The organism is Pseudomonas asplenii (assembly GCF_001293465.1).
GTDB classification, from domain to species: Bacteria; Pseudomonadota; Gammaproteobacteria; order Pseudomonadales; family Pseudomonadaceae; genus Aquipseudomonas; species Aquipseudomonas fuscovaginae_B.
Window position 1 is genome coordinate 1 of the sequence record NZ_JSYZ01000007.1, and the last position, 18,311, is coordinate 18,311.

The 18,311-nt window shown below is 64.9% G+C and carries 16 protein-coding genes, 1 tRNA gene and 1 pseudogene; 5 read left to right on the forward strand and 13 right to left on the reverse strand.

The genetic code is table 11. The features are described 5' to 3' along the window. Positions 1 to 57: 57 nt before the first annotated feature. The 3 genes and pseudogenes from PF66_RS09750 to PF66_RS09760 form a co-directional block, all read right to left on the reverse strand. Positions 58 to 840, reverse strand: a pseudogene (locus PF66_RS09750) (IS256 family transposase); the annotation flags it as partial. 321 nt (positions 841 to 1,161) lie between these two features. Further along, a tRNA-Leu gene (locus PF66_RS09755) sits at positions 1,162 to 1,248 on the reverse strand. A 261-nt stretch (positions 1,249 to 1,509) separates the two neighbouring features. Then, complete coding sequence (locus PF66_RS09760; protein ID WP_054057951.1) at positions 1,510 to 2,427, reverse strand: LysR family transcriptional regulator; 918 nt, start codon at positions 2,425 to 2,427, stop codon at positions 1,510 to 1,512. A 106-nt stretch (positions 2,428 to 2,533) separates the two neighbouring features. On the opposite strand from PF66_RS09760, the gene PF66_RS09765 reads away from it, so the two are divergent. After that, entirely contained in the window at positions 2,534 to 3,190 is a 657-nt protein-coding gene (locus PF66_RS09765; protein ID WP_054057950.1) for an oxygen-insensitive NAD(P)H-dependent nitroreductase NfsB, read from the forward strand. A 25-nt stretch (positions 3,191 to 3,215) separates the two neighbouring features. Here PF66_RS09765 and PF66_RS09770 read toward each other — a convergent pair whose 3' ends face one another. The 4 genes from PF66_RS09770 to PF66_RS09785 form a co-directional block, all read right to left on the reverse strand. After that, positions 3,216 to 4,076, reverse strand: coding sequence for a TIGR03915 family putative DNA repair protein (locus tag PF66_RS09770; RefSeq protein WP_054057949.1), 861 nt, complete (start codon positions 4,074 to 4,076; stop codon positions 3,216 to 3,218). Then, the gene (locus PF66_RS09775; RefSeq protein ID WP_054057948.1) at positions 4,073 to 5,293 is read right to left on the reverse strand and encodes a putative DNA modification/repair radical SAM protein; all 1,221 of its coding nucleotides are present in this window, start codon (positions 5,291 to 5,293) and stop codon (positions 4,073 to 4,075) included. Before PF66_RS09775 ends, PF66_RS09770 begins: the two co-directional genes overlap by 4 nt. Positions 5,294 to 5,450: 157 nt before the next feature. Further along, the gene (locus tag PF66_RS09780; RefSeq protein WP_054062556.1) at positions 5,451 to 6,470 is read right to left on the reverse strand and encodes a branched-chain amino acid aminotransferase; all 1,020 of its coding nucleotides are present in this window, start codon (positions 6,468 to 6,470) and stop codon (positions 5,451 to 5,453) included. A 152-nt stretch (positions 6,471 to 6,622) separates the two neighbouring features. Continuing rightward, complete coding sequence (locus PF66_RS09785; RefSeq protein ID WP_054057946.1) at positions 6,623 to 7,699, reverse strand: sensor domain-containing diguanylate cyclase; 1,077 nt, start codon at positions 7,697 to 7,699, stop codon at positions 6,623 to 6,625. 384 nt (positions 7,700 to 8,083) lie between these two features. Between PF66_RS09785 and PF66_RS09790 the strand changes: the two genes are divergently transcribed. Then, complete coding sequence (locus PF66_RS09790; protein ID WP_054057945.1) at positions 8,084 to 8,428, forward strand: FKBP-type peptidyl-prolyl cis-trans isomerase; 345 nt, start codon at positions 8,084 to 8,086, stop codon at positions 8,426 to 8,428. Positions 8,429 to 8,433: 5 nt separating this feature from the next. On the opposite strand, the gene PF66_RS09795 is transcribed toward PF66_RS09790, so the two are convergent. Then, a complete protein-coding gene (locus PF66_RS09795) occupies positions 8,434 to 8,889 on the reverse strand; it encodes a GNAT family N-acetyltransferase (RefSeq protein WP_054057944.1) in 456 nt (151 codons plus the stop codon). A gap of 141 nt (positions 8,890 to 9,030) precedes the next feature. Here PF66_RS09795 and PF66_RS09800 point away from each other — a divergent pair, with 141 nt between their 5' ends. Further along, positions 9,031 to 9,870 (forward strand): NAD-dependent protein deacetylase, encoded by an 840-nt coding sequence (locus tag PF66_RS09800; RefSeq protein ID WP_054062557.1) that lies wholly within the window; start codon positions 9,031 to 9,033, stop codon positions 9,868 to 9,870. A gap of 24 nt (positions 9,871 to 9,894) precedes the next feature. Here PF66_RS09800 and PF66_RS09805 read toward each other — a convergent pair whose 3' ends face one another. Next, positions 9,895 to 10,593 carry a glutathione S-transferase N-terminal domain-containing protein gene (locus PF66_RS09805; RefSeq protein WP_054061541.1) on the reverse strand — a complete coding sequence of 233 codons (699 nt, stop codon included), beginning with the start codon at positions 10,591 to 10,593 and terminating at the stop codon, positions 9,895 to 9,897. 132 nt (positions 10,594 to 10,725) lie between these two features. On the opposite strand from PF66_RS09805, the gene PF66_RS09810 reads away from it, so the two are divergent. After that, positions 10,726 to 10,950 carry a YgdI/YgdR family lipoprotein gene (locus PF66_RS09810; RefSeq protein ID WP_054061542.1) on the forward strand — a complete coding sequence of 75 codons (225 nt, stop codon included), beginning with the start codon at positions 10,726 to 10,728 and terminating at the stop codon, positions 10,948 to 10,950. Between the two features lie 70 nt (positions 10,951 to 11,020). On the opposite strand, the gene PF66_RS09815 is transcribed toward PF66_RS09810, so the two are convergent. The 4 genes from PF66_RS09815 to lexA are packed head-to-tail and all read right to left on the reverse strand — an operon-like array spanning position 11,021 to position 16,761. After that, positions 11,021 to 14,101: an error-prone DNA polymerase gene (locus PF66_RS09815; RefSeq protein ID WP_054062558.1), complete on the reverse strand. Its 3,081-nt coding sequence runs from the start codon at positions 14,099 to 14,101 to the stop codon at positions 11,021 to 11,023. Beyond that, entirely contained in the window at positions 14,098 to 15,516 is a 1,419-nt protein-coding gene (locus tag PF66_RS09820; RefSeq protein WP_054062559.1) for a Y-family DNA polymerase, read from the reverse strand. The genes PF66_RS09815 and PF66_RS09820 overlap by 4 nt, the downstream gene beginning before the upstream one ends. 7 nt (positions 15,517 to 15,523) lie before the next feature. Further along, positions 15,524 to 16,141 carry a translesion DNA synthesis-associated protein ImuA gene (imuA, locus tag PF66_RS09825; protein WP_054062560.1) on the reverse strand — a complete coding sequence of 206 codons (618 nt, stop codon included), beginning with the start codon at positions 16,139 to 16,141 and terminating at the stop codon, positions 15,524 to 15,526. Further along, positions 16,141 to 16,761: a transcriptional repressor LexA gene (gene lexA, locus PF66_RS09830; RefSeq protein WP_054062561.1), complete on the reverse strand. Its 621-nt coding sequence runs from the start codon at positions 16,759 to 16,761 to the stop codon at positions 16,141 to 16,143. The genes imuA and lexA overlap by 1 nt, the downstream gene beginning before the upstream one ends. A 405-nt stretch (positions 16,762 to 17,166) precedes the next feature. On the opposite strand from lexA, the gene PF66_RS09835 reads away from it, so the two are divergent. Then, positions 17,167 to 18,303, forward strand: coding sequence for an aKG-HExxH-type peptide beta-hydroxylase (locus PF66_RS09835; protein WP_054062562.1), 1,137 nt, complete (start codon positions 17,167 to 17,169; stop codon positions 18,301 to 18,303). Positions 18,304 to 18,311: the final 8 nt, after the last annotated feature.

Consider the following 18,311-nt stretch of genomic DNA (forward strand, 5'->3'; position numbering starts at 1 on the left):
CAGTTTTACATTGGCGGTGACAGATACAGAGGGTCAGCATAACGTGGTGACCAGGATCTTGCCGACATGGGCCATGGCGTTGCGCATGAAGTGCACGCGGCAGCGCTGCCAGGTGGTGTGGAAAACCTTGGAAACGGCGGCCTTGAGGCCTTCGTGGGCATCGGAGATCACCAGCCTTACGTCCCGCAGGCCCCGTCGCATCAGGCTGCGCAGGAAGTCCGTCCAGAACGGCTCTGCCTCCGATGGACCGACCCGCATGCCCAGGATTTCACGCCCGCCATTGGTGTTCACGGCCACGGCGATTATGACGGCGACCGAAACGATACGCCCGGCCTCCCGCACTTTGACGTAGGTCGCGTCGATCCAGAGGTAGGGCCAGTCGCCTTCGAGGGGGCGGTCGAGAAAGGCGTGGACGCGTTCGTCGATCTCGCCAGCCAGCCGTGACACCTGGCTCTTGGAGATGCCGGTCATGCCCATGGCCTTGACCAGTTCATCGACCGAACGCGTCGAGACGCCTTGGATGTAAGCCTCCTGAATGACCGCTACCATGGCCTTTTCGGCAGTGCGCCGTGGCTCCAGGAAGCCTGGGAAATAGCTGCCTTGGCGCAGCTTGGGAATCTTCAGATCAACATCACCGGTGCGGGTTTGCCAGAGGCGATCACGGTAGCCGTTGCGGCTGTTTGTCCGGTCAGGGCTTTTGACGTCGAAGCCGGCGTTGCACAGGCCTTCGACATCGAACTCCATCATGCGCTAGGCAACGAACTGGATCATTTGCCTGAGCAGATCAGCATCTGCCCCTTTCTCAACCAACTCGGTCAATGCGATAGTGGGCTTGGGCATCGTGGTTTCCCTAGTGTTCGTTAGGTCTTCGCAAACTCAACGTTAGCCAAGAACCACGATGACCATCCTCTTTCGCCCGCAGGGCGCCTTCGGTTGGTTCAGTTACACCACTTCTCGGGACACGATCATCAGAAAGCGGAACAGTTGTACGCGACATAAGGGTACACCCCCTTTATCGAACTGGCTGTTGTACCCCTAAAACGACTGGATTTCCGTGAATGAGTCTGGAATCCGATGGACCGTAAAAAACGAAAAAACCCGCCAGAAGGCAGGTTTTTCAAGGCTTCCAGAGATCCTGCAAGCTTTCTATGGAATGTCAAATGGTGCCCGAAGCCGGGGTCGAACCGGCACGTCCTTACGAACGGGGGATTTTAAGTCCCATGCGTCTACCAATTTCGCCATTCGGGCGGCAGCGCGGTGAAGCGGTCGACACGGTGGCTCATGCGGAGCAGGAGCAGCTCAAGGCCTCTCGACACCGGTGCGACAAGGGCACGAATATATACATCCCCTCCCCTTGAAGCAAGTTCACCGGCGCCAATTTCCCGTATTCGACACATTTCGCAAGCTTATGATTTTCAAGGGATTGCGTTCTGGTTCGGATGAAGCGGTGAATCAGGGAAACACTTGCCCGTCATCTTCCCGCTTTTTCATTGCCGGCACTACCCGTTTTCAGGGCGGCAGCATCGGTCCCTGCCGATCCAACTCACGGAATTTTCCCTGGAGAAACTGATACAGGGCCTGCACCGAGGCGGAAATCTGCCGACGATGAGGACACACCAACTGCAGCCGGGTGTTCTCGCCATGATATTCGGGCAGCAACAGTTCCAGGCGCCCGGCCGCGATGTCGGCGCGTACTTCCAGCCAGGCCTTGTAGATGATGCCCTCACCCGCCAGCGCCCAGTGCCGCACCACATCGGCATCGTCACTGAACAGCGTGCCCGTCACCGAGACGTCCCGACGCTGGCCGTCCTTGTAGAACGCCCATTTGTCGTAGTAGCGACCTTGCAGCACGTAGCAGAGGCAATTGTGTCCGGCCAGCTCATCGAGGCTGCGCGGGCGCCCGTGGGCTTTCAGGTAGGACGGGGCCGCCACCAGCACCCGGCGATTTTCCGCCAGGGGCAAGGCGACGAAACTCGCATCCTCGAGTTGACCGTAACGGATCGCGACATCGACGGGATCACGGAAGACGTCGGAAATCTGGTCGGAGACGGACAGGCGCAGAATCAACCGCGGATGCAGGCGGCGAAACTCGATCAGCCAGGGTGACAGCAGGTTGCGCCCGAGGTCGGAGGAAACCGCCATCTGCAGGGTACCCTGCAACTCCAGGCACTCGACATGCAGTTGCTCGCGCCCCTCGCGCAGGGTCTCCAGCACACCGCGCGCATACGGCAGGTAGCGCTCGCCTTCGGCGGTCAGGCGCAGGCTGCGGGTCGAGCGGGCGAACAGGCAGATGTCCAGCTCACGTTCCAGGCGCTGGATCGCCGCGCTGACCTGGCCAGGCAGCAGGTCCACCTCGCGGGCGGCATTGGAGAAGCTGCCCAGGGCGGCGGAGCGAACGAAAAGCGCCAGGTCATCGAATCGGATCATTTTCACACCCGGAGTGAAAGAGCTAACCGATCTTACCCCTTTATCTCTCCGAGCACGAAGATCAGAATCAGCGCCAATCCCTCATCCCGCTTCCATGGAGTTCCTGATGAACCTCGCGCACATCACCGCCCAGCGTTACACCACCAAGGCCTTCGACGCCTCGAAACGCATTCCCCAGGCCGCCATCGACGAACTGCTGACCCTGCTGCGCAACGCCCCTTCATCGGTCAACTCGCAACCTTCGCACTTCATCGTGGCCTCCACCGCCGAGGGCAAGGCGCGCCTGGCCAAGGGCGCCGAGGGACGCTTCGCCTACAACGAACCGAAGATCCTGAATGCCTCCCACGTGATCGCCCTGTGTACCCGCACCGGCATGAGCGACAGCCACCTGGAGAAGGTGCTGCAGCAGGAACAGGCCGACGGACGCTTCGCCAGCGATACCGCCAAAAGCGGCCAGCAACAGATCCGCTCGGGCTTCGTCGACCTGCACCGCTATGAGCAGAAAGACCTGCAGCACTGGATGGAGAAGCAGACCTACCTGGCCCTTGGCACTCTGCTGCTCGGTGCCGCCGCGCTGGGTATCGATGCCACGCCGATGGAAGGCTTCGATGCCAAGGCGGTGGATGCCGAACTGAACCTGCATGCACAAGGCCTCACCTGCGTGGTACTGGTCTGCCTGGGCTATCGCAGCGACAGCGACTTCAATGCCAGCTTGCCGAAGTCGCGCCTGCCGGAAGACTATCTGTTCACTCACCTCGACTGATCGGGCTCAGCCAAACCGGTTTGCCTCAGCTTGCCAGGCCATGGCCTGGCGAGCCCTTGCGGCCCGCAATCCGCTTGCCCTCCTGCAACCCCACCTCCTGCGCCTGCCCGTCGCGCTGCTTGCCCTGTCGCGCCTGCCCCACCAGCCGGGGAATCAGCGGCCCTTCCGGCAGATGCCGCCAGAAACGCCCCGGCATGTGCTGGCGCATCGCATCGGGATTGACCCGGGCCGGGTTGAAAATGTGCCGGTAGTAGGTCAGCCACAATTCAGCACCGGGATCATCGGCATGCCGGGCCCATTGGCGCCACTGCTCGGGGCAGTGGCGCCGGTAGTCGAGGGTTTCGCCATCGAAACGGATGCCATCACGCGGCGTCGCGATCAGCCAGCGCTGCCGGCCCAGTCGTTCGGCGAAATGCCCGCTGGCACTGGCGAGAATGTCATGGGCCGGCTCATGAAAGGCCACCAGGTCCAGTTGCAGTCGCTCGGCCAGGGCCTCGGGCAGCGGCACGAAGCGCACGAAGGCATGCAGGTGATGGGCCTCGCGACCAACCTGGCGGATCCGTCGTTGCAACTCGCTGCCCAGGCGGTCGCCGGCGAGCATGGCGGTGCGGTCGCCATGGGCGACCCGCCAAAGCACCTCATAGAGCAGATTCCAGCGCTGCTCGCCACGGTAGCGGGCGGCCTGTTCGAGTTGCGCCAGCAAGGCCGCCGGCACCCGCGCACAGAACACCCCCGGGCCCGTGGGCAACGGGGTGGATCCGGCCAGCAGGTCGGCCACCGGCCCCTGGCTCCAGGTCACGTCGACCGGGTCGATACCATGACCGAGCAGCACCCGCGCCTGGTCACGCCAGGTCGCGAAATCATCGTCACAGTCCAGCGCGATCATCCCCACAACCCCATCTGCAGGGGTGCCTGGGGCTCGCGCAAGCGACTGCGCAGCAGGCCGCTGCAGGCTTCCGCCTGGGACGGCCGATAGTCGCTGGTGACGATGAACGGCCGGGCCTTGTCCAGCACGCAACGCAGCTGGATCAGGTCGTCGTAGCGAATGCGCCGCTCCCGCCGCAGCGCGACCATGCGCTGCACGCTGCGCAGGCCGATCCCCGGAATGCGTGCCAGCAACGCCGGTTCGGCACGGTTCACGTCCAGCGGAAAGACCTCGCGGTTGGCCAGCGCCCAGGCGAGCTTGGGGTCGATGTCCAGCGCCAGGTTGCTCGACTGCTCCAGCAGTTCGCCCGCCTTGTAGCCGTAGCCGCGCATCAGGAAGTCGGCCTGGTACAGGCGGTGTTCACGCAGCAAGGGGGGCGCAGCCAGCGGTACGCTGTCGGGGCTGTCGGGGATCGGGCTGAACGCCGAGTAGTAGACGCGCCTGAGGCCATAGCCCTGGTAGAGCGATTCGGCGTTGCGCAGGATGGTGCGGTCGTCCGTGGCATCGGCGCCGACGATCACCTGGGTGCTCTGCCCGGCCGGGGTGAAACGCGGCGCCCTGGCCTCGCCCGCCACCGCCTGCTGGCCGAGGTGGATGGTCCCCATGGCCTGGCGGATGGTGGTCACCCGCTTCTCCGGCGCCAGGCGCTTGAGGCTGGCCTCGGTGGGTAGCTCGATGTTCACGCTCAGGCGGTCCGCCAGGCGCCCGGCCTCCTCGATCAGCAGCGGGTCGGCGTCGGGAATGGTCTTGAGGTGGATGTAGCCACGGAACTGGTGCTCCTCGCGCAACAGCCGCGCCACCCGGATCAGTTGCTCCATGGTGTAGTCGGCCGAGCGGATGATGCCGGAACTGAGGAACAGCCCGCTGATGCAGTTGCGCCGGTAGAAATCGAGGGTCAGGCGCACCACCTCCTCCGGCGTGAACCGTGCCCGCGGCACATTGCTGGAACGGCGGTTGACGCAATACTGGCAATCGTAGAGGCAGAAGTTGGTCAGCAGCACCTTGAGCAGCGAGACGCAGCGGCCGTCCGGGGTGAAACTATGGCAGATGCCCATGCCGTCGGTGGCACCGAGCCCCTCACGGCCACGGGAACTGCGCTTGGGCGCGCCGCTGCTGGCGCACGAGGCATCGTATTTGGCGGCGTCGGCGAGAATGCCGAGCTTGGCGATGAGTTGCATGGGACATACTCGAATACTGATTATCCATACAGTATTCCGAGATCACGCCACATGCAAGCGCCACCCGGCAAAAGGCCCGTTCAGCACGTCGCAAAAACAGAAAAGCCCGAGGCGATCACTCGCCCCGGGCTTTCAGACAGCCGGGCTCAGTAGTCGATCAGACCTTGACGATCCAACCGGCTGGCGCCTCGATGTCACCGGTCTGCACGCCGGTCAGTTCCTTGTACAGGCGCTGGGTCACCGGGCCGACCTCGGTTTCGCTGTGGAACACGTGCAGCTTGCCCTGGTACTCGATGCCGCCGATCGGCGTGATCACCGCGGCGGTACCGCAGGCACCGGCTTCGGTGAAGTCGCCGATCTTGTCGATCAGCACATCGCCTTCCATCACTTTCAGGCCCAGGCGCGATTCGGCCAGCTCGATCAGCGACAGACGGGTGATACCCGGCAGTACCGAAGGCGACTTCGGCGTGACGAACTCGTTGTTGGCGGTGATGCCGAAGAAGTTGGCCGAACCCACTTCCTCGATCTTCGAATGGGTCAGCGGATCCAGGTAGATGCTGTCGGCGAAGCCATTTTTCTTGGCTTCGGAGCCCGGCAGCAGGCTGGCCGCGTAGTTGCCGCCGACCTTGGCTGCACCGGTGCCCTGGGGAGCTGCGCGGTCGTAGCTGGAGATCACGAAGTTGTGCGGCTTCATGCCGCCCTTGAAGTACGGGCCGACCGGGATGCAGAAGATCGAGAAGATGAACTCCGGCGCGGTACGCACGCCGATGTTGTCACCCACGCCGATCACGAACGGACGCAGGTACAGCGCACCGCCAGTGCCGTACGGCGGAATGAAACGCTCGTTGGCCTTGACGACCTGGCGGCAGGCCTCGACGAAGGCTTCGGTCGACGGCGCCGGCATCAGCAGGCGGGCACAGCTGCGCTGCATGCGTGCGGCGTTCTGGTCAGGCCGGAACAGGTTGATCGAACCATCCTTGCAACGGTAGGCCTTCAGGCCCTCGAAGCACTGCTGGCCGTAATGCAGCGCGGTCGAGCCTTCGCTGATGTGCAGGACGTTGTCTTCGGTCAACACGCCATTGTCCCACTCCCCCTTGCGGAAGTAAGACAGGTAGCGCTTGTCGGTCTTGATGTAGTCGAAACCCAGCTTGTCCCAGTTGATGCTTTCCTGACCCATGACACCCTCAATCTGATAACTGCCCGGATACCCCGGGTTTATGACTTTTTTGCGCAGACCACCACAATACTCTATTCGGACAGGAAATCGCAGCCTGGACGATGTGCATGTCCTACATGCGTTTATGCGTGGTTCCCACGACGTGCGGATATTCAGTCGATACCGGCCGCCAGCACGGCCGATCGGCCCAGGCGATACTGGTTGTTGCCACTGCGCTTGGCGTCGTACATCGCCAGGTCGGCGATGTGGATCAGGGTGTCCATGCTCACGGCATGATCGGGGAAAACCGCCACGCCCAGGCTGGAACCGATACGAATCGGCTGTTCGTCGAGGCTGATCGGTACCGACAGCTCGATCAGCACCTTCCCACACAGGCGATGAATCTCTTCCGACAGGCCAATCCCCTGTTGCGCCAACCCCTCGAAAATCAGCACGAACTCGTCGCCGCCGATGCGCGCCACGGTATCGGAGACCCGCATCAGGTTCTTCAGGCGGTTCGCGGTGGCGATCAGGATCTGGTCGCCGGCGGCGTGACCATGGGCATCGTTGATTTCCTTGAAGCCGTTCAGGTCGAGAAACACCAGGATCACCCGCGTTCCGCCATCACGGGCACGCTCCAGGGCCCGGCACAGCCGTTCCTCCAGTACCAGGCGATTGGGCAGCCCGGTCAGGGCATCGTTGTGGGCCAGGGTATGCAATTGGCTGGCCCAGGCCTTTTCCTCGGTGATGTCGCGGACCACACCCATCATCTTGACCACCGAATCGTGGACGTTCTTCACCACGTTACCGGTCTCGCGCAGCCAGTGGATACTGCCATCCGGCCAGATCACCCGGTATTCCTCATCGTGGTTCTCACCGGTCTCGATGCAGCGCAACTCGCCGGCACGTACCCTGTCCCGGTCATCGGGGTGCACGCTGGCGCAAAACAGTTCGTAGGACGGCACCACTTCGTCGACCTTGTAGCCGAACATGCCGTAGATGGCTTCCGACCAGTAGAGTTTCTCGGTATCGACATCCCAGTCCCAGGTGCCGATCCGGGCGAAATACTGGCTGCGCCGGAAACGCTCGGCATCGTCACCGGTCTCGCCACGCCGGCTGCACTCGCTCAACCGGTGCAAGAGCGTCCGGCACTCAGCCAGCTCCCGACGAGCCTGGCGCCCGCGCCACCAGAACACGACGATCAGGGCAACCATCGACACCGCGACAAACGCCTCGATCCACTCGCTCATCCCTGAAAACCAGTCAACTTGAACATGGGCACGCAAAAGGTTAATAGCCAGTGGCTATCTTAATCCATGCTCAAGGTGCGCCATAGCGGTTTAGTGGCAATGTGCCTCGACCCTCGACCGAGGTCACGCCGGCCGCCGGCAAGCGCCGCGTAAAGACAGCCCGTCGACGCCCGTCACTCTTCTTGTTCGAGAGAGTCGATTTTGCTATACCTGCACGCTGTTTTTCACCCGCAATAACAGGCGCCTCTCCCGCATGTTGCTTGTGTTGATCCGAACGGACCGCCACGCCCCGCCTGCTCGGCGAATTCGCCCTGCTCGACATCCACCACGCCCTCGGCGCGCCGAGCTGGAAATCATTCATGGGGTAGCCCCCCTGGAGACGTCATGACACAGACAGAACTGCAGGTCACCGACCAGCTCGAAGGCGACGGCAAGGCTGTGGTCAAGGGCGCGCTGATCACCACCCAGTACCGCGGCACACTCGCCGATGGCAGCGAATTCGATTCTTCCTACAGCCGCGGCAAGCCGTTCCAGTGCGTGATCGGCACCGGCCGGGTGATCAAGGGCTGGGATATCGGCCTGATGGGCATGAAGGTCGGCGGCAAGCGCCGGCTGTTCGTGCCGGCGCACCTGGCCTATGGCGAGCGCGGCATGGGCTCGCGGGTGGCGCCCGGTGCCGACCTGACGTTCGAGATCGAACTGCTGGAAGTGCTGACCCGCGACGATTGAGGCGCTCAGGCGACCAGCCGCAGTTGCATGACGATGGTGCGTTCCTCGCCGTGCCAGACATCACGCACAGCCTCGAACCCCAGCCGTGCGTAAAAGCCTTCGGCGGTCACCGTCGAGGGCACCTTCAACCACCCGACACCCGCCTCCCGGGCCAGCCGGACCACCTCGGCCAACAGGGCCCGGCCGACGCCAGAGCCCTGGGCCCGCGGCGCCACGAACACGCTGCGCACCACCTCGCCATCGAGGCTGGCGGTGCCGATGATCCGCTCTCCCTGCTGGGCCACCAGCATGCTCCGAATGCCCAGCAGGCTGCGCACATCCTGCGGGCCGAAGCGCTGTTCGACGCGGTCGATCACCGCTGCCGGATAATCCGCGGCATTGCTCTCACGCAGAGCCTGGATGATCACCTGGCTGATGGCTTCGGCATCCTCGTCACGGGCCAGGCGAATGCTGTACACCATGGGGCTGAACCTCAAGCATCCGTTCACTGAAGGCACTATCCTACGCGCCGCGACCAGTGCGCAAGGGCAAGCTTGTTCCCCGGGAAACCCTGCGACTATGCTTGGTTTGCCGCCCGCCTTTCGCCCACCGGAGATGACCTCATGCCCGACCCGCAAGTCGACAGCGCCCTGGAAACCCTGCTGCCCCTGATGGCCGGGCAACCCTTTCTGGTGCTGACCGGTGCCGGCATCAGCACCTCCTCCGGCATCCCCGACTACCGCGACAGCGCCGGCGTACGCCGGGGCAAGGCGCCGATGATGATCCAGGAGTTTCTCGGTTCGCCCCAGGCCCGCCGTCGCTACTGGGCCCGGGCCATGCTCGGCTGGCCACGGGTGCGCCAGGCACGGCCGAATGCCGCCCACCGGGCGCTGGCCAGCCTGCAGGCAGGCCAGCACCTGAGCGGCCTGATCACGCAGAATGTCGATACCCTGCACGACCAGGCCGGCAGCCATGACGTGATCGAGCTGCATGGCAGCCTGCACAAGGTGTTGTGCCTGGATTGCGGCATCCGCCTGGAGCGCGATGCCGTGCAGCACGCGCTGGAAACACAGAACGCCTATCTGCTGGAGATCGAGGCGGACCAGGCGCCCGATGGCGACACCCTGCTCGATGCCCATTTCGAGTCGGACTTCCAGGTCCCCCGCTGCCCCCACTGCCAGGGCGAGCGGCTGAAACCGGATGTGGTGTTCTTCGGCGAAAACGTCGCCCCGGCGACCGCCAGCCGCGCCCTGGCCTGCGCCGAGCAGGCGGCGGGGCTGCTGGTGGTCGGCTCGTCGCTGATGGCCTATTCGGCCTTTCGCCTGTGCAAGCGCGTGGCCGAACGCGGCAAGCCGCTGATTGCCATCAACCTGGGCAAGACCCGCGCCGATGAACTGCTGGACTACAAATTCGCAGCCTCCTGCGAGCAATTGCTGCCCTTGCTTGCCGAACGCCTGGGCTGACCGGCCAGGCTTCGCACAGTCGACTCAACCCGGAATGGTCAGCCCCTTGATCACCGCCGGCCGGGCGAGGAACGCCTCCAGCGCGCGGGTGACGTGGGGGAAGTCCTGGATGCCCACCAGCTCGCCGGCCTCGTAGAAGCCGATCAGGTTGCGAATCCATGGGAAGGTGGCGATATCGGCGATGCTGTAGTCGTCGCCCATGATCCAGCGGCGGTTCTCCAGGCGCTGGTTGAGCACCCCCAGCAGGCGCCTGCTTTCGGCGACATAACGGTCGCGTGGCCGCTTGTCCTCGTAGTCCTTGCCGGCGAATTTGTTGAAGAAGCCGAGCTGGCCGAACATCGGGCCGATTCCGCCCATCTGGAACATCAGCCACTGGAGGGTTTCATAGCGGGTGGCCGGGTCCACGGAGAGGAAACGACCGGTCTTCTCGGCGAGATAGACCAGGATCGCCCCGGACTCGAACAGCGGCAACGGCTGGCCGCCCGGGCCATCCGGGTCGATAATGGCAGGGATCTTGTTGTTGGGGTTCAACGACATGAACTGCGGGGTCAACTGGTCGTTGGTGGCGAAGCTGACCAGGTGCGGCTCGTAGGGCAGGCCCAGCTCTTCGAGCAGGATCGACACCTTGACGCCGTTGGGGGTCGGCAACGAATACAGCTGGAGGCGGTCTGGATGTTGAGCGGGCCATTTTTGCGTGATGGCGAACGACGAAAGATCGGTCATGAAAGGCTTCCGGCTGGCGACTGGGAACAACGTTCGAGCCGATTATAGGCACAGCCTGCGGGTCCGCTCACCCTGTCTGAGCCGGCAATTTGCGATACGGATGATCATCAACCCGTGAGTCTGGAGATACCCATGAAAGCGAGAACCCTGAGCCTGTCACTGTTGACGGCAGCCCTGCTGGCCCTGGGCGGCTGCTCGACGCCCACGGTCGTGACCTTGCAGAACGGCACCCAGTACCTGACCAGGGACATGCCGAAGACCCACGGTGCCGATGGGTTCTATGAGTTCCGGGACATCTCCGGAAAGAAGGTGCGGGTCAAGGCCGACGATGTGGCGACGGTCAAGGCGGAGGATTGAGGCGTCGACTCCGGGGGGCTGTCCGCGGGCAAGCCCTGCCCGCAGAGAGGGTCGCACAAGGCCAGAAAGATCAGCGGAAATCCCGGCTGCGCACGGTGATGTCCGCCAGCATCGGACTCAGGTCGCTCAGGCGCCCGGCAATCACATTGCGCACCTCGCCCTCGGTTTCCAGGCGCCCATCCACCCTCAGCAATTGCGAACCCACCAGCACCTGTCGCTGGCGTTCGGCCAGGTCGCGCCAGACCACCACGTTGGTGTTGCCGAACTCGTCTTCCAGGGTGACGAAAGTCACGCCGCTGGCCGTACCCGGACGCTGGCGGCCGGTCACCAGGCCAACGATGCTCACCGGCCGCCCATGTTCGAGCGCCAGCAGTTCCCGCGAACTGCGGCAGCGCAAGGCACGCAGTTGCCCACGCAGCAAGGCCAGCGGATGCGGTCCGAGGGTCGTGCCCAGGCTGGCATAGTCGGCCTGCAGGTCCTCGCCGACACTTGGCCGCGGCAGGGCCACGGCGGTCTCGGCCTCCCGTGACAAGCCGGCGAACAGGCCCAGTTGCGGGTCGACCCCGGCTACCTCCCAGCGGGCCCGGTAACGATTGCCCGCCAGGCCACGCAGGGCGCCGGCATCCGCCAGCAGCTCACGGGTCCGGCCATCGAGCCGCGCCCGCTCGATCAGGTCGGCAATATCCGCAAAGCCCCTGCCCTGCCTGGCCGCCTCGATCTGCCGCGCATCCTCCTCGCGAAAGCCGCGGATCATCCGCAGCCCCAGGCGCAGCGCCGGCTGCGGCCCCTCGTCCGGCTCCAGGCTGCAATCCCAGGTACTGGCGCGGACATCCACCGGACGAATCCGCAAGCGGTGACGCCGGGCATCCTGGAGGATCTGGTCCGGACTGTAGAAGCCCATCGGCCAACTGTTGATCAGCGCACAGGCGAACGCCGCCGGCTCATGGCACTTGAGCCAGCAACTGGCATAGGTCAGCAGGGCAAAACTGGCGGCATGGGACTCGGGAAAACCGTAGCTGCCAAAGCCCTTGATCTGCTCGAAGATCTGCGCGGCGAACTCCGGCTTGTAGCCACGCGCCGCCATACCATCGGCCAGTCGCTGACGATGGGGTTCAAGCCCACCGTGGCGTTTCCAGGCCGCCATGGAGCGGCGCAACTGGTCGGCCTCGCCGGGCGTATAGCCTGCCGCGACCACCGCGATCTGCATCACCTGCTCCTGGAACAGCGGCACGCCCCGGGTCCGCTTCAGGACTTCCTTGAGATCATCTGACGGATAGGTCTCGGGCTCATGGCCGTGTCGCCGACGCAGGTACGGATGCACCATGCCACCCTGGATCGGCCCCGGACGGACAATCGCCACCTCGATCACCAGATCATAGAAGTTCTTCGGCCTGAGCCGCGGCAGCATCGACATCTGCGCCCGCGACTCGATCTGGAACACACCGATGGTGTCGGCCCGGCCGATCATTTCGTAGGTCGCCGCATCGTCCGCCGGAATGCTCGCCAGGGTCCAGCGCGGCCCGCCGCGATACTGCTGCACCAGGTCGAAACAGCGGCGCAAGGCGCTGAGCATGCCCAGGGCCAGTACATCGACCTTGAGCAGCCCGACCTTGTCCAGGTCGTCCTTGTCCCACTGGATGATCGTCCGCTCGGCCATGCTGGCGTTTTCCACCGGCACCAGGGTGTCCAGCGGCTGCTCGGAAATCACGAAGCCGCCCGGGTGCTGCGACAGGTGCCGGGGAAAACCGATCAGTTGCCGGGTCAACCCCAGCACCCGGCGCAACACCGGGCTGTCGGGGTCGAAGCCGTTTTCCCGCAGCCGCTCGGCCGACGGCGGCTCGTCGCTCCAGCGGCCGCAGGCATCGGCCAGGGCATTGACCTGGTCCGCGGGCAGGCCCAGCGCCTTGGCCACATCGCGCACCGCCCCCGCGCCGTGATAGGTGCTGACCACCGCGGTCAATGCCGCCCGCCCGCGGCCGTAACGACGGAAGACGTACTGCAGCACCTCTTCGCGGCGTTCGTGCTCGAAGTCGACGTCGATGTCCGGCGGCTCGTTGCGCTCGCGGGACAGGAAGCGCTCGAACAGCATGTTGGTGCGGTCCGGGTTCAGTTCGGTGACCCCCAGGGCATAACAGACCACCGAGTTCGCCGCCGAGCCACGACCCTGGCAGAGGATGCCCTGGCTACGTGCAAACTGGACGATGTCCTGCACTGTCAGGAAATAGCTGTCGTAGTCCAGTTCGGCGATCAGCTTCAGTTCCTTTTCAATCAGGTCCCGGACCCGCTGGCTGATCCCCTCGGGCCAGCGTCGGCGAAGCCCCTGCTCCGTCAGGTGGCGCAACCAGGAAGCCGGAGTCTGCCCCTCGGGTACCAGCTCGCGGGGATACTGGTAATTCAGCTGGTCGAGGGTAAAGCGGCAACGCCGGGCAATCACCAGGCTCTCGGCCAGCAAGGCTGGCGGATAGAGACCGCGCAGGACATCGAGGCTGCGCAAATGCCGTTCGCCATTGGGATACAACTGCTGCCCGGCATCGGCCACGCGCACGTGCAGGCGGATGGCGGTCATGGTGTCCTGCAAGGCACGGCGGCTACGCACATGCATATGCACGTCGCCGCTGGCCACGGCAGGGATCGCCAGTGTCGCGGCCAGGGCCTGCAGGCGGGTCAGGCGCCCTTCATCGTCTTCGCCGCAATGCAGCTCCACCGCCAGCCACAGCCGTTCGGGAAAACGCTCGCGCAACCAGCGCCCATCGGCCTCGGCCAGGTCCGGGCCCGGTAGCCACAGGGCCAATAGCCCCGGCAGCGCCTGTTCGAAATCCTCGCGCAGCACCTGGTATCGGCCCTTCTCCACCCGCCGCCGGGCCTGGGTGATCAACCGGCAGAGCACCTGGTATCCCGCCAGGTCCTCCACCAGCAGGACGACACGGGGGCCGTTCGCGATCCGCATCTCGCTGCCGATGATCAGCGGCAAGCCGGTGTCCTGCGCTGCCTGCCAGGCACGCACGATACCGGCCAGGGTGCACTCGTCGGTAATCGCCAGGGCTTGATAACCCTGCTCACGAGCCCGCTCGAACAGTTCCCGGGCACTGGAAGCACCGCGCTGGAAGCTGAAGTTCGACAGGCAATGCAATTCGGCGTATTCGCCACTCATGCGAACCAGCCCTGCAGCAGCAGCGGGCCGCCCTCACCTGCCGGACGATAGGCCCAGCCCTGCCGGCCGCCACGGATCTCGACCCGATAGTAGTCACGGCGCACATCCGCGCCGTCCCACCAGCCCGACTCGATGCGTTCCGGCCCGAGCAACACCCGCGCCGCCTGCTCGGGCAGCGGCAGCGGTTCCCTGAGCAACCAGCCCGGACGCAGCGGCCCGGCCTGGGACAGTGGGCCCGGCGTACTGGCGGCCAGCGGCTGCCAGGCGCATTCGGGACGGTGGTCGGCCTGGAAGCACAGGCCCTGCACGGCCTCGTCGCCCAGCCGGGCGCGCAGGCGTTCGCGCAGTTGCTCCCAGGGCAAGGACTGTTGCGGGCGTTCGTCGAACAGCTCGCGGTGTTGGGGGACGAACGCCGGCAGGTCCTCGGCCTCCAGACGAAAACCGCGCACCGCCGACTCGACCTGGATCTGCTCCAGGCGCCCACGGGCCAGTTCGAACAGCATCGCCGGGTCACGCTCGGCACTGAGCAGACCGACCTTGATCCGCGTGTCGACGCCTTCGGCATGTTCCAGCAGCAGGTCGAAGCGCTGCACACCGCTGTCGCGGCCACAGAGAAACGCCGCCAGGTCGCCGGTCAACCGCCGCAGAGGAAACAGCAAGGCCTGGTGGGACGTCACGTCGAAGTTCAGTTCGATCCGCGCGGCGAAACGATCCGGCGGCTGGTAGAACGCCAGGGCCAGCGGCCGCTCGCCCAGCAGGGTGTCGATATGCTTGAGCAACGACGCCTCGAAGCGCCGGGCCAGGCTGTGCCGGGGCAACGCCAGCACCTGCTGCAGGGTGCGCAGGCCCATGCGTGACAAGGCCGTGGCCGCGCCCTGCTCCAGCCCGACCCGGTCGATGGACATCTGCCCCAGGGCCTGTCGCAGGGCGGCCTCGTCGGCCAGGGCCAGGCCATCGTAGGCATTGGCCAACACCCTGGCCGCCGCCGGATGGGGCGCAACCACGATCCGGTGACGAAAACCCAGTTCGGTCAACTCCCTGCGCAGGCGCGCCTCCAACTGCGGCCAGGGGCCGAACAGGCCCAGGCTGGACTCGATCTCGAACAGCAGGGCCCGGGGATAACGCAGGCTGACCTGGGAACTGAAGCCGTAAGCCCAGGCGGCGAGCAACTGCTGCCACTGCTCGATCTCGGCAGGGTCGTATTCGGCCGTGGCGAACGCCTTGGTCAGCGCATGGGCGGCCGTCAGCGATTGTCCGGGGCGCAGGCCCAGGGCCCGGGCCGAGGCGTTCACCGCCTGCAGCACCCGCCGTTGCGGCGAACCGCTCAGCAGCGCCAGTGGCGCGTCGGGCTCGGGGATGCGCCGCAGCACGCCGTCCAGCGCCAATTGCGGGAATACGATGCAGACCCAGCGCATGCCAACCTCAATGCCCCGCGCCGAAGGCGATCGGTGCCGGATAGGCCAACCCACCCCGGCACTTGAGCACGCGCAACTGCGCGGGCCTGCCATCGATGGCGAGCCGCAGGGAAGCGGGCGACGGGTTGATCGCCTCCTCCAGCGAGCGATAGGCGAATGCCAGGGTCTGGCCACTTTCCGCCGCCACCTGCAAGCGCCGCAGCGCCCGGTCATCGGCCTGTTGCGGCCAGCACAGCACGGCACCGCAACTGCCGGAGCGCAGGCACTGCTCGGCGGCCCATAGGGCATCACGGGGAGCGGCCTGGATCACCGACAACTGCCGCAGGTCCACGCCAGCGCCGAGCCAGGCCTGGGGGTAAGGCACATGGGGCGGCGCCACCAGCACGACTCGCTCACCGCTGGCCGACAGGCGCGCCAGGGTCGGCCAGAGCAGTTGCAACTCGCCCACGCCCTCGCCGGCGATGAGGATCTCCGTCAACGCCGACTCCGGCCAGCCACCGCCGGGCAGCACCGCATCCAGCCGGGCATGCCCGGTCGACGGCAGGCGGGCGGCCTGTACCGCCGGCCGGCCCTTCCAGACCCGCCGCTCATCGAGCAGCGAATCGAGCGCGACCACGGCACCCATCAGCCTTGCCTCACCAGGCCGCAGAACACCCCTTCGATGGCCAGTTCCTGGTGTTCAGGGTCGACGACAATCGGGGCATAGGCCGGGTTGCGGGCCAGCAGGCGGATACCGGTCGCACTGCGTTCGAAACGCTTGATGGTGACTTCGCCATCGAGTCGGGCGACGACGATCTGGCCGTTGCGCACCTCGACATTGCGCCGCACCGCCACCAGGTCGCCATCGAGGATGCCGTCGCCAATCATCGAATCACCCTGGACCCGCAACAGGAAGTCCGGCGTGCGGGAAAACAGCGCCGGGTCGAGCCACAGGCGCTCGTGAACCTGCGCATCGACATCGATCGGCCGCCCCGCCGCCACCCGCCCCAGCAGCGGGATTTCCAGCAGGGCCGGACGTGCGGGCTGGTTGAGCAGGCGGATGCCCCGCGCCTGATGGGCATTGACCTCGATGAAGCCGGCCTCGGCCAGAGCCACCACGTGCTTGCGCGCCACACTGCGCGAGGCGAAACCAAAGGCCTCGGCGATCTCGGCGAGGCTCGGGGGCTGGCCGTGGTCCGCGATGCGTTCGCGGATGAAGGTCAGGATGGCGGAACGGCGGGGAGTCAGATTCGTCATGGAGTACATTTGTACTCCTGTGGGATTTTCCTGACAAGAGCCGCCAGTCGCTCGCCGGCCATGGATCGCTCCCAGGCCGTCACCCAGGCTGCGGAACCCGCTCCAGCGAATCACTGAAAACGCCATGAACCGAACCGACCTACAGACTTATCTCACCAGCCAACTACATGTAAGAAAACACCTGAATAACCAGAATAAAAACAACAAACCTCATTTAATCCAAAGAAACCTAAAGAATATTGAAAATGGAAATCCAGCCGTTATATTCAAACCCGGCAAATAGCGAACCCCCTCTACAACCCTTTGAATCCAAAGCTTCAGCAACCACAGATCAAAAAGGCAAGTCATAAGGCCAAGTCCAGCAAATGGACTTTCACGATAAAAACGGAAACTTGTGCCAGGAGGCCATCCCGCATGCATCCAAAACATCCGGCTGAACTCGACAACCTGTTCCAGCACAATACTTTCATGCCCGACGCGTCGCCCAACCGTTTCAGTCGCCTGCTGGACCAGATCGACCAGGACCGCTACACCACCCTCGCCACCCTCTATGCCGAAGCCTATCGCCTGTTTCCCGCCACGCCCGAACTCGGCGGGTTCTTCGCCAGCACGGCCAGCCTGATCCTGCTGCCAGCCGTCGAGCGACGGGCAACCCTCAATGACCCGGCCTTCCAGATCTGGGCACGCCGCTGCGTCTGCCTGACCTACCAGGTCCTCGACGGCCTGCAATCGGCTCGCGGGGTCCTGCTGGAGAGCCTGCGGGCCTTGCCGGAGCTGCTGCAGCGCCTCGCCCGGGCAGCCGCGGAGCACCAGCACGCCAACCGCCCACCCGTGCGCCGCTTCGATATCGACCCGCTGATCGCCGCCGAACTCGCGCCCTGCTACGAATTCCCGAGCGACGAGGCGACCCGCCAGCGCCTGGAGAACACTGGCTATTCCATCCATTTCTTCAGCGATGTGGTGAATGTCGCGCTGTCGCGCATCGCCCTGACCTGGCCCGGCTGTCACGAGCAGTTCCGTCACCTGGTCCGGCTCATTTGCTACCTGCCGGACAGTCACTTGCGCAGCGGCTCGGCCAGGCGCTACAGCGGCGCGATCCTGCTCTCGGCCAGGGACCACTCGCTGCTCGAGGTCGAAGAGTCACTGGTGCGCGAAACCGCCCACCAGTTGCTGTATTGCATCGAGGAGATCTGCCCGATCGTCGATCCCCAGGCCGATGAGGAACGCCTGTACTTCCTGCCCTGGTCGAACCGCCCCTGTGGCCTGGCCGAATATTTCCAGGCGTTCTTCGCCCAGCTCATGCGGCTCAAGTACCTGGAGCGCGTGCGCCAGCGCCCGGCCAGCGAAATGCAGCGCGCCGAGCACCACCTGGTGTTCATCCTGCGCGGCCTGGGCCGGGCCCTGGCGACGCTGACCGGCAGCCGCGAACTCACCGCCCGTGGCCGCCTGCTGCTGGACAACCTGGCCGAGGAGGTCCTGGCGCTGGAGCGGCATCACGCCAACCTGCTGGCTCGCAGCGGCCAGCTGTACGACCTGCGCCTGGCGGTCTGAACGCGCCG

What these genes read in the sequence shown, in the direction of transcription:
- PF66_RS09760 (WP_054057951.1), bottom strand. Translation starts at nt 2,427, where the DNA reads ATGATCCGATTCGATGACCTGGCGCTTTTCGTTCGCTCCGCCGCCCTG.
- PF66_RS09765 (WP_054057950.1), top strand. Translation starts at nt 2,534, where the DNA reads ATGAACCTCGCGCACATCACCGCCCAGCGTTACACCACCAAGGCCTTC.
- PF66_RS09770 (WP_054057949.1), bottom strand. Translation starts at nt 4,076, where the DNA reads ATGATCGCGCTGGACTGTGACGATGATTTCGCGACCTGGCGTGACCAG.
- PF66_RS09775 (WP_054057948.1), bottom strand. Translation starts at nt 5,293, where the DNA reads ATGCAACTCATCGCCAAGCTCGGCATTCTCGCCGACGCCGCCAAATAC.
- PF66_RS09780 (WP_054062556.1), bottom strand. Translation starts at nt 6,470, where the DNA reads ATGGGTCAGGAAAGCATCAACTGGGACAAGCTGGGTTTCGACTACATC.
- PF66_RS09785 (WP_054057946.1), bottom strand. Translation starts at nt 7,699, where the DNA reads ATGAGCGAGTGGATCGAGGCGTTTGTCGCGGTGTCGATGGTTGCCCTG.
- PF66_RS09790 (WP_054057945.1), top strand. Translation starts at nt 8,084, where the DNA reads ATGACACAGACAGAACTGCAGGTCACCGACCAGCTCGAAGGCGACGGC.
- PF66_RS09795 (WP_054057944.1), bottom strand. Translation starts at nt 8,889, where the DNA reads ATGGTGTACAGCATTCGCCTGGCCCGTGACGAGGATGCCGAAGCCATC.
- PF66_RS09800 (WP_054062557.1), top strand. Translation starts at nt 9,031, where the DNA reads ATGCCCGACCCGCAAGTCGACAGCGCCCTGGAAACCCTGCTGCCCCTG.
- PF66_RS09805 (WP_054061541.1), bottom strand. Translation starts at nt 10,593, where the DNA reads ATGACCGATCTTTCGTCGTTCGCCATCACGCAAAAATGGCCCGCTCAA.
- PF66_RS09810 (WP_054061542.1), top strand. Translation starts at nt 10,726, where the DNA reads ATGAAAGCGAGAACCCTGAGCCTGTCACTGTTGACGGCAGCCCTGCTG.
- PF66_RS09815 (WP_054062558.1), bottom strand. Translation starts at nt 14,101, where the DNA reads ATGAGTGGCGAATACGCCGAATTGCATTGCCTGTCGAACTTCAGCTTC.
- PF66_RS09820 (WP_054062559.1), bottom strand. Translation starts at nt 15,516, where the DNA reads ATGCGCTGGGTCTGCATCGTATTCCCGCAATTGGCGCTGGACGGCGTG.
- imuA (WP_054062560.1), bottom strand. Translation starts at nt 16,141, where the DNA reads ATGGGTGCCGTGGTCGCGCTCGATTCGCTGCTCGATGAGCGGCGGGTC.
- lexA (WP_054062561.1), bottom strand. Translation starts at nt 16,761, where the DNA reads ATGTACTCCATGACGAATCTGACTCCCCGCCGTTCCGCCATCCTGACC.
- PF66_RS09835 (WP_054062562.1), top strand. Translation starts at nt 17,167, where the DNA reads ATGCATCCAAAACATCCGGCTGAACTCGACAACCTGTTCCAGCACAAT.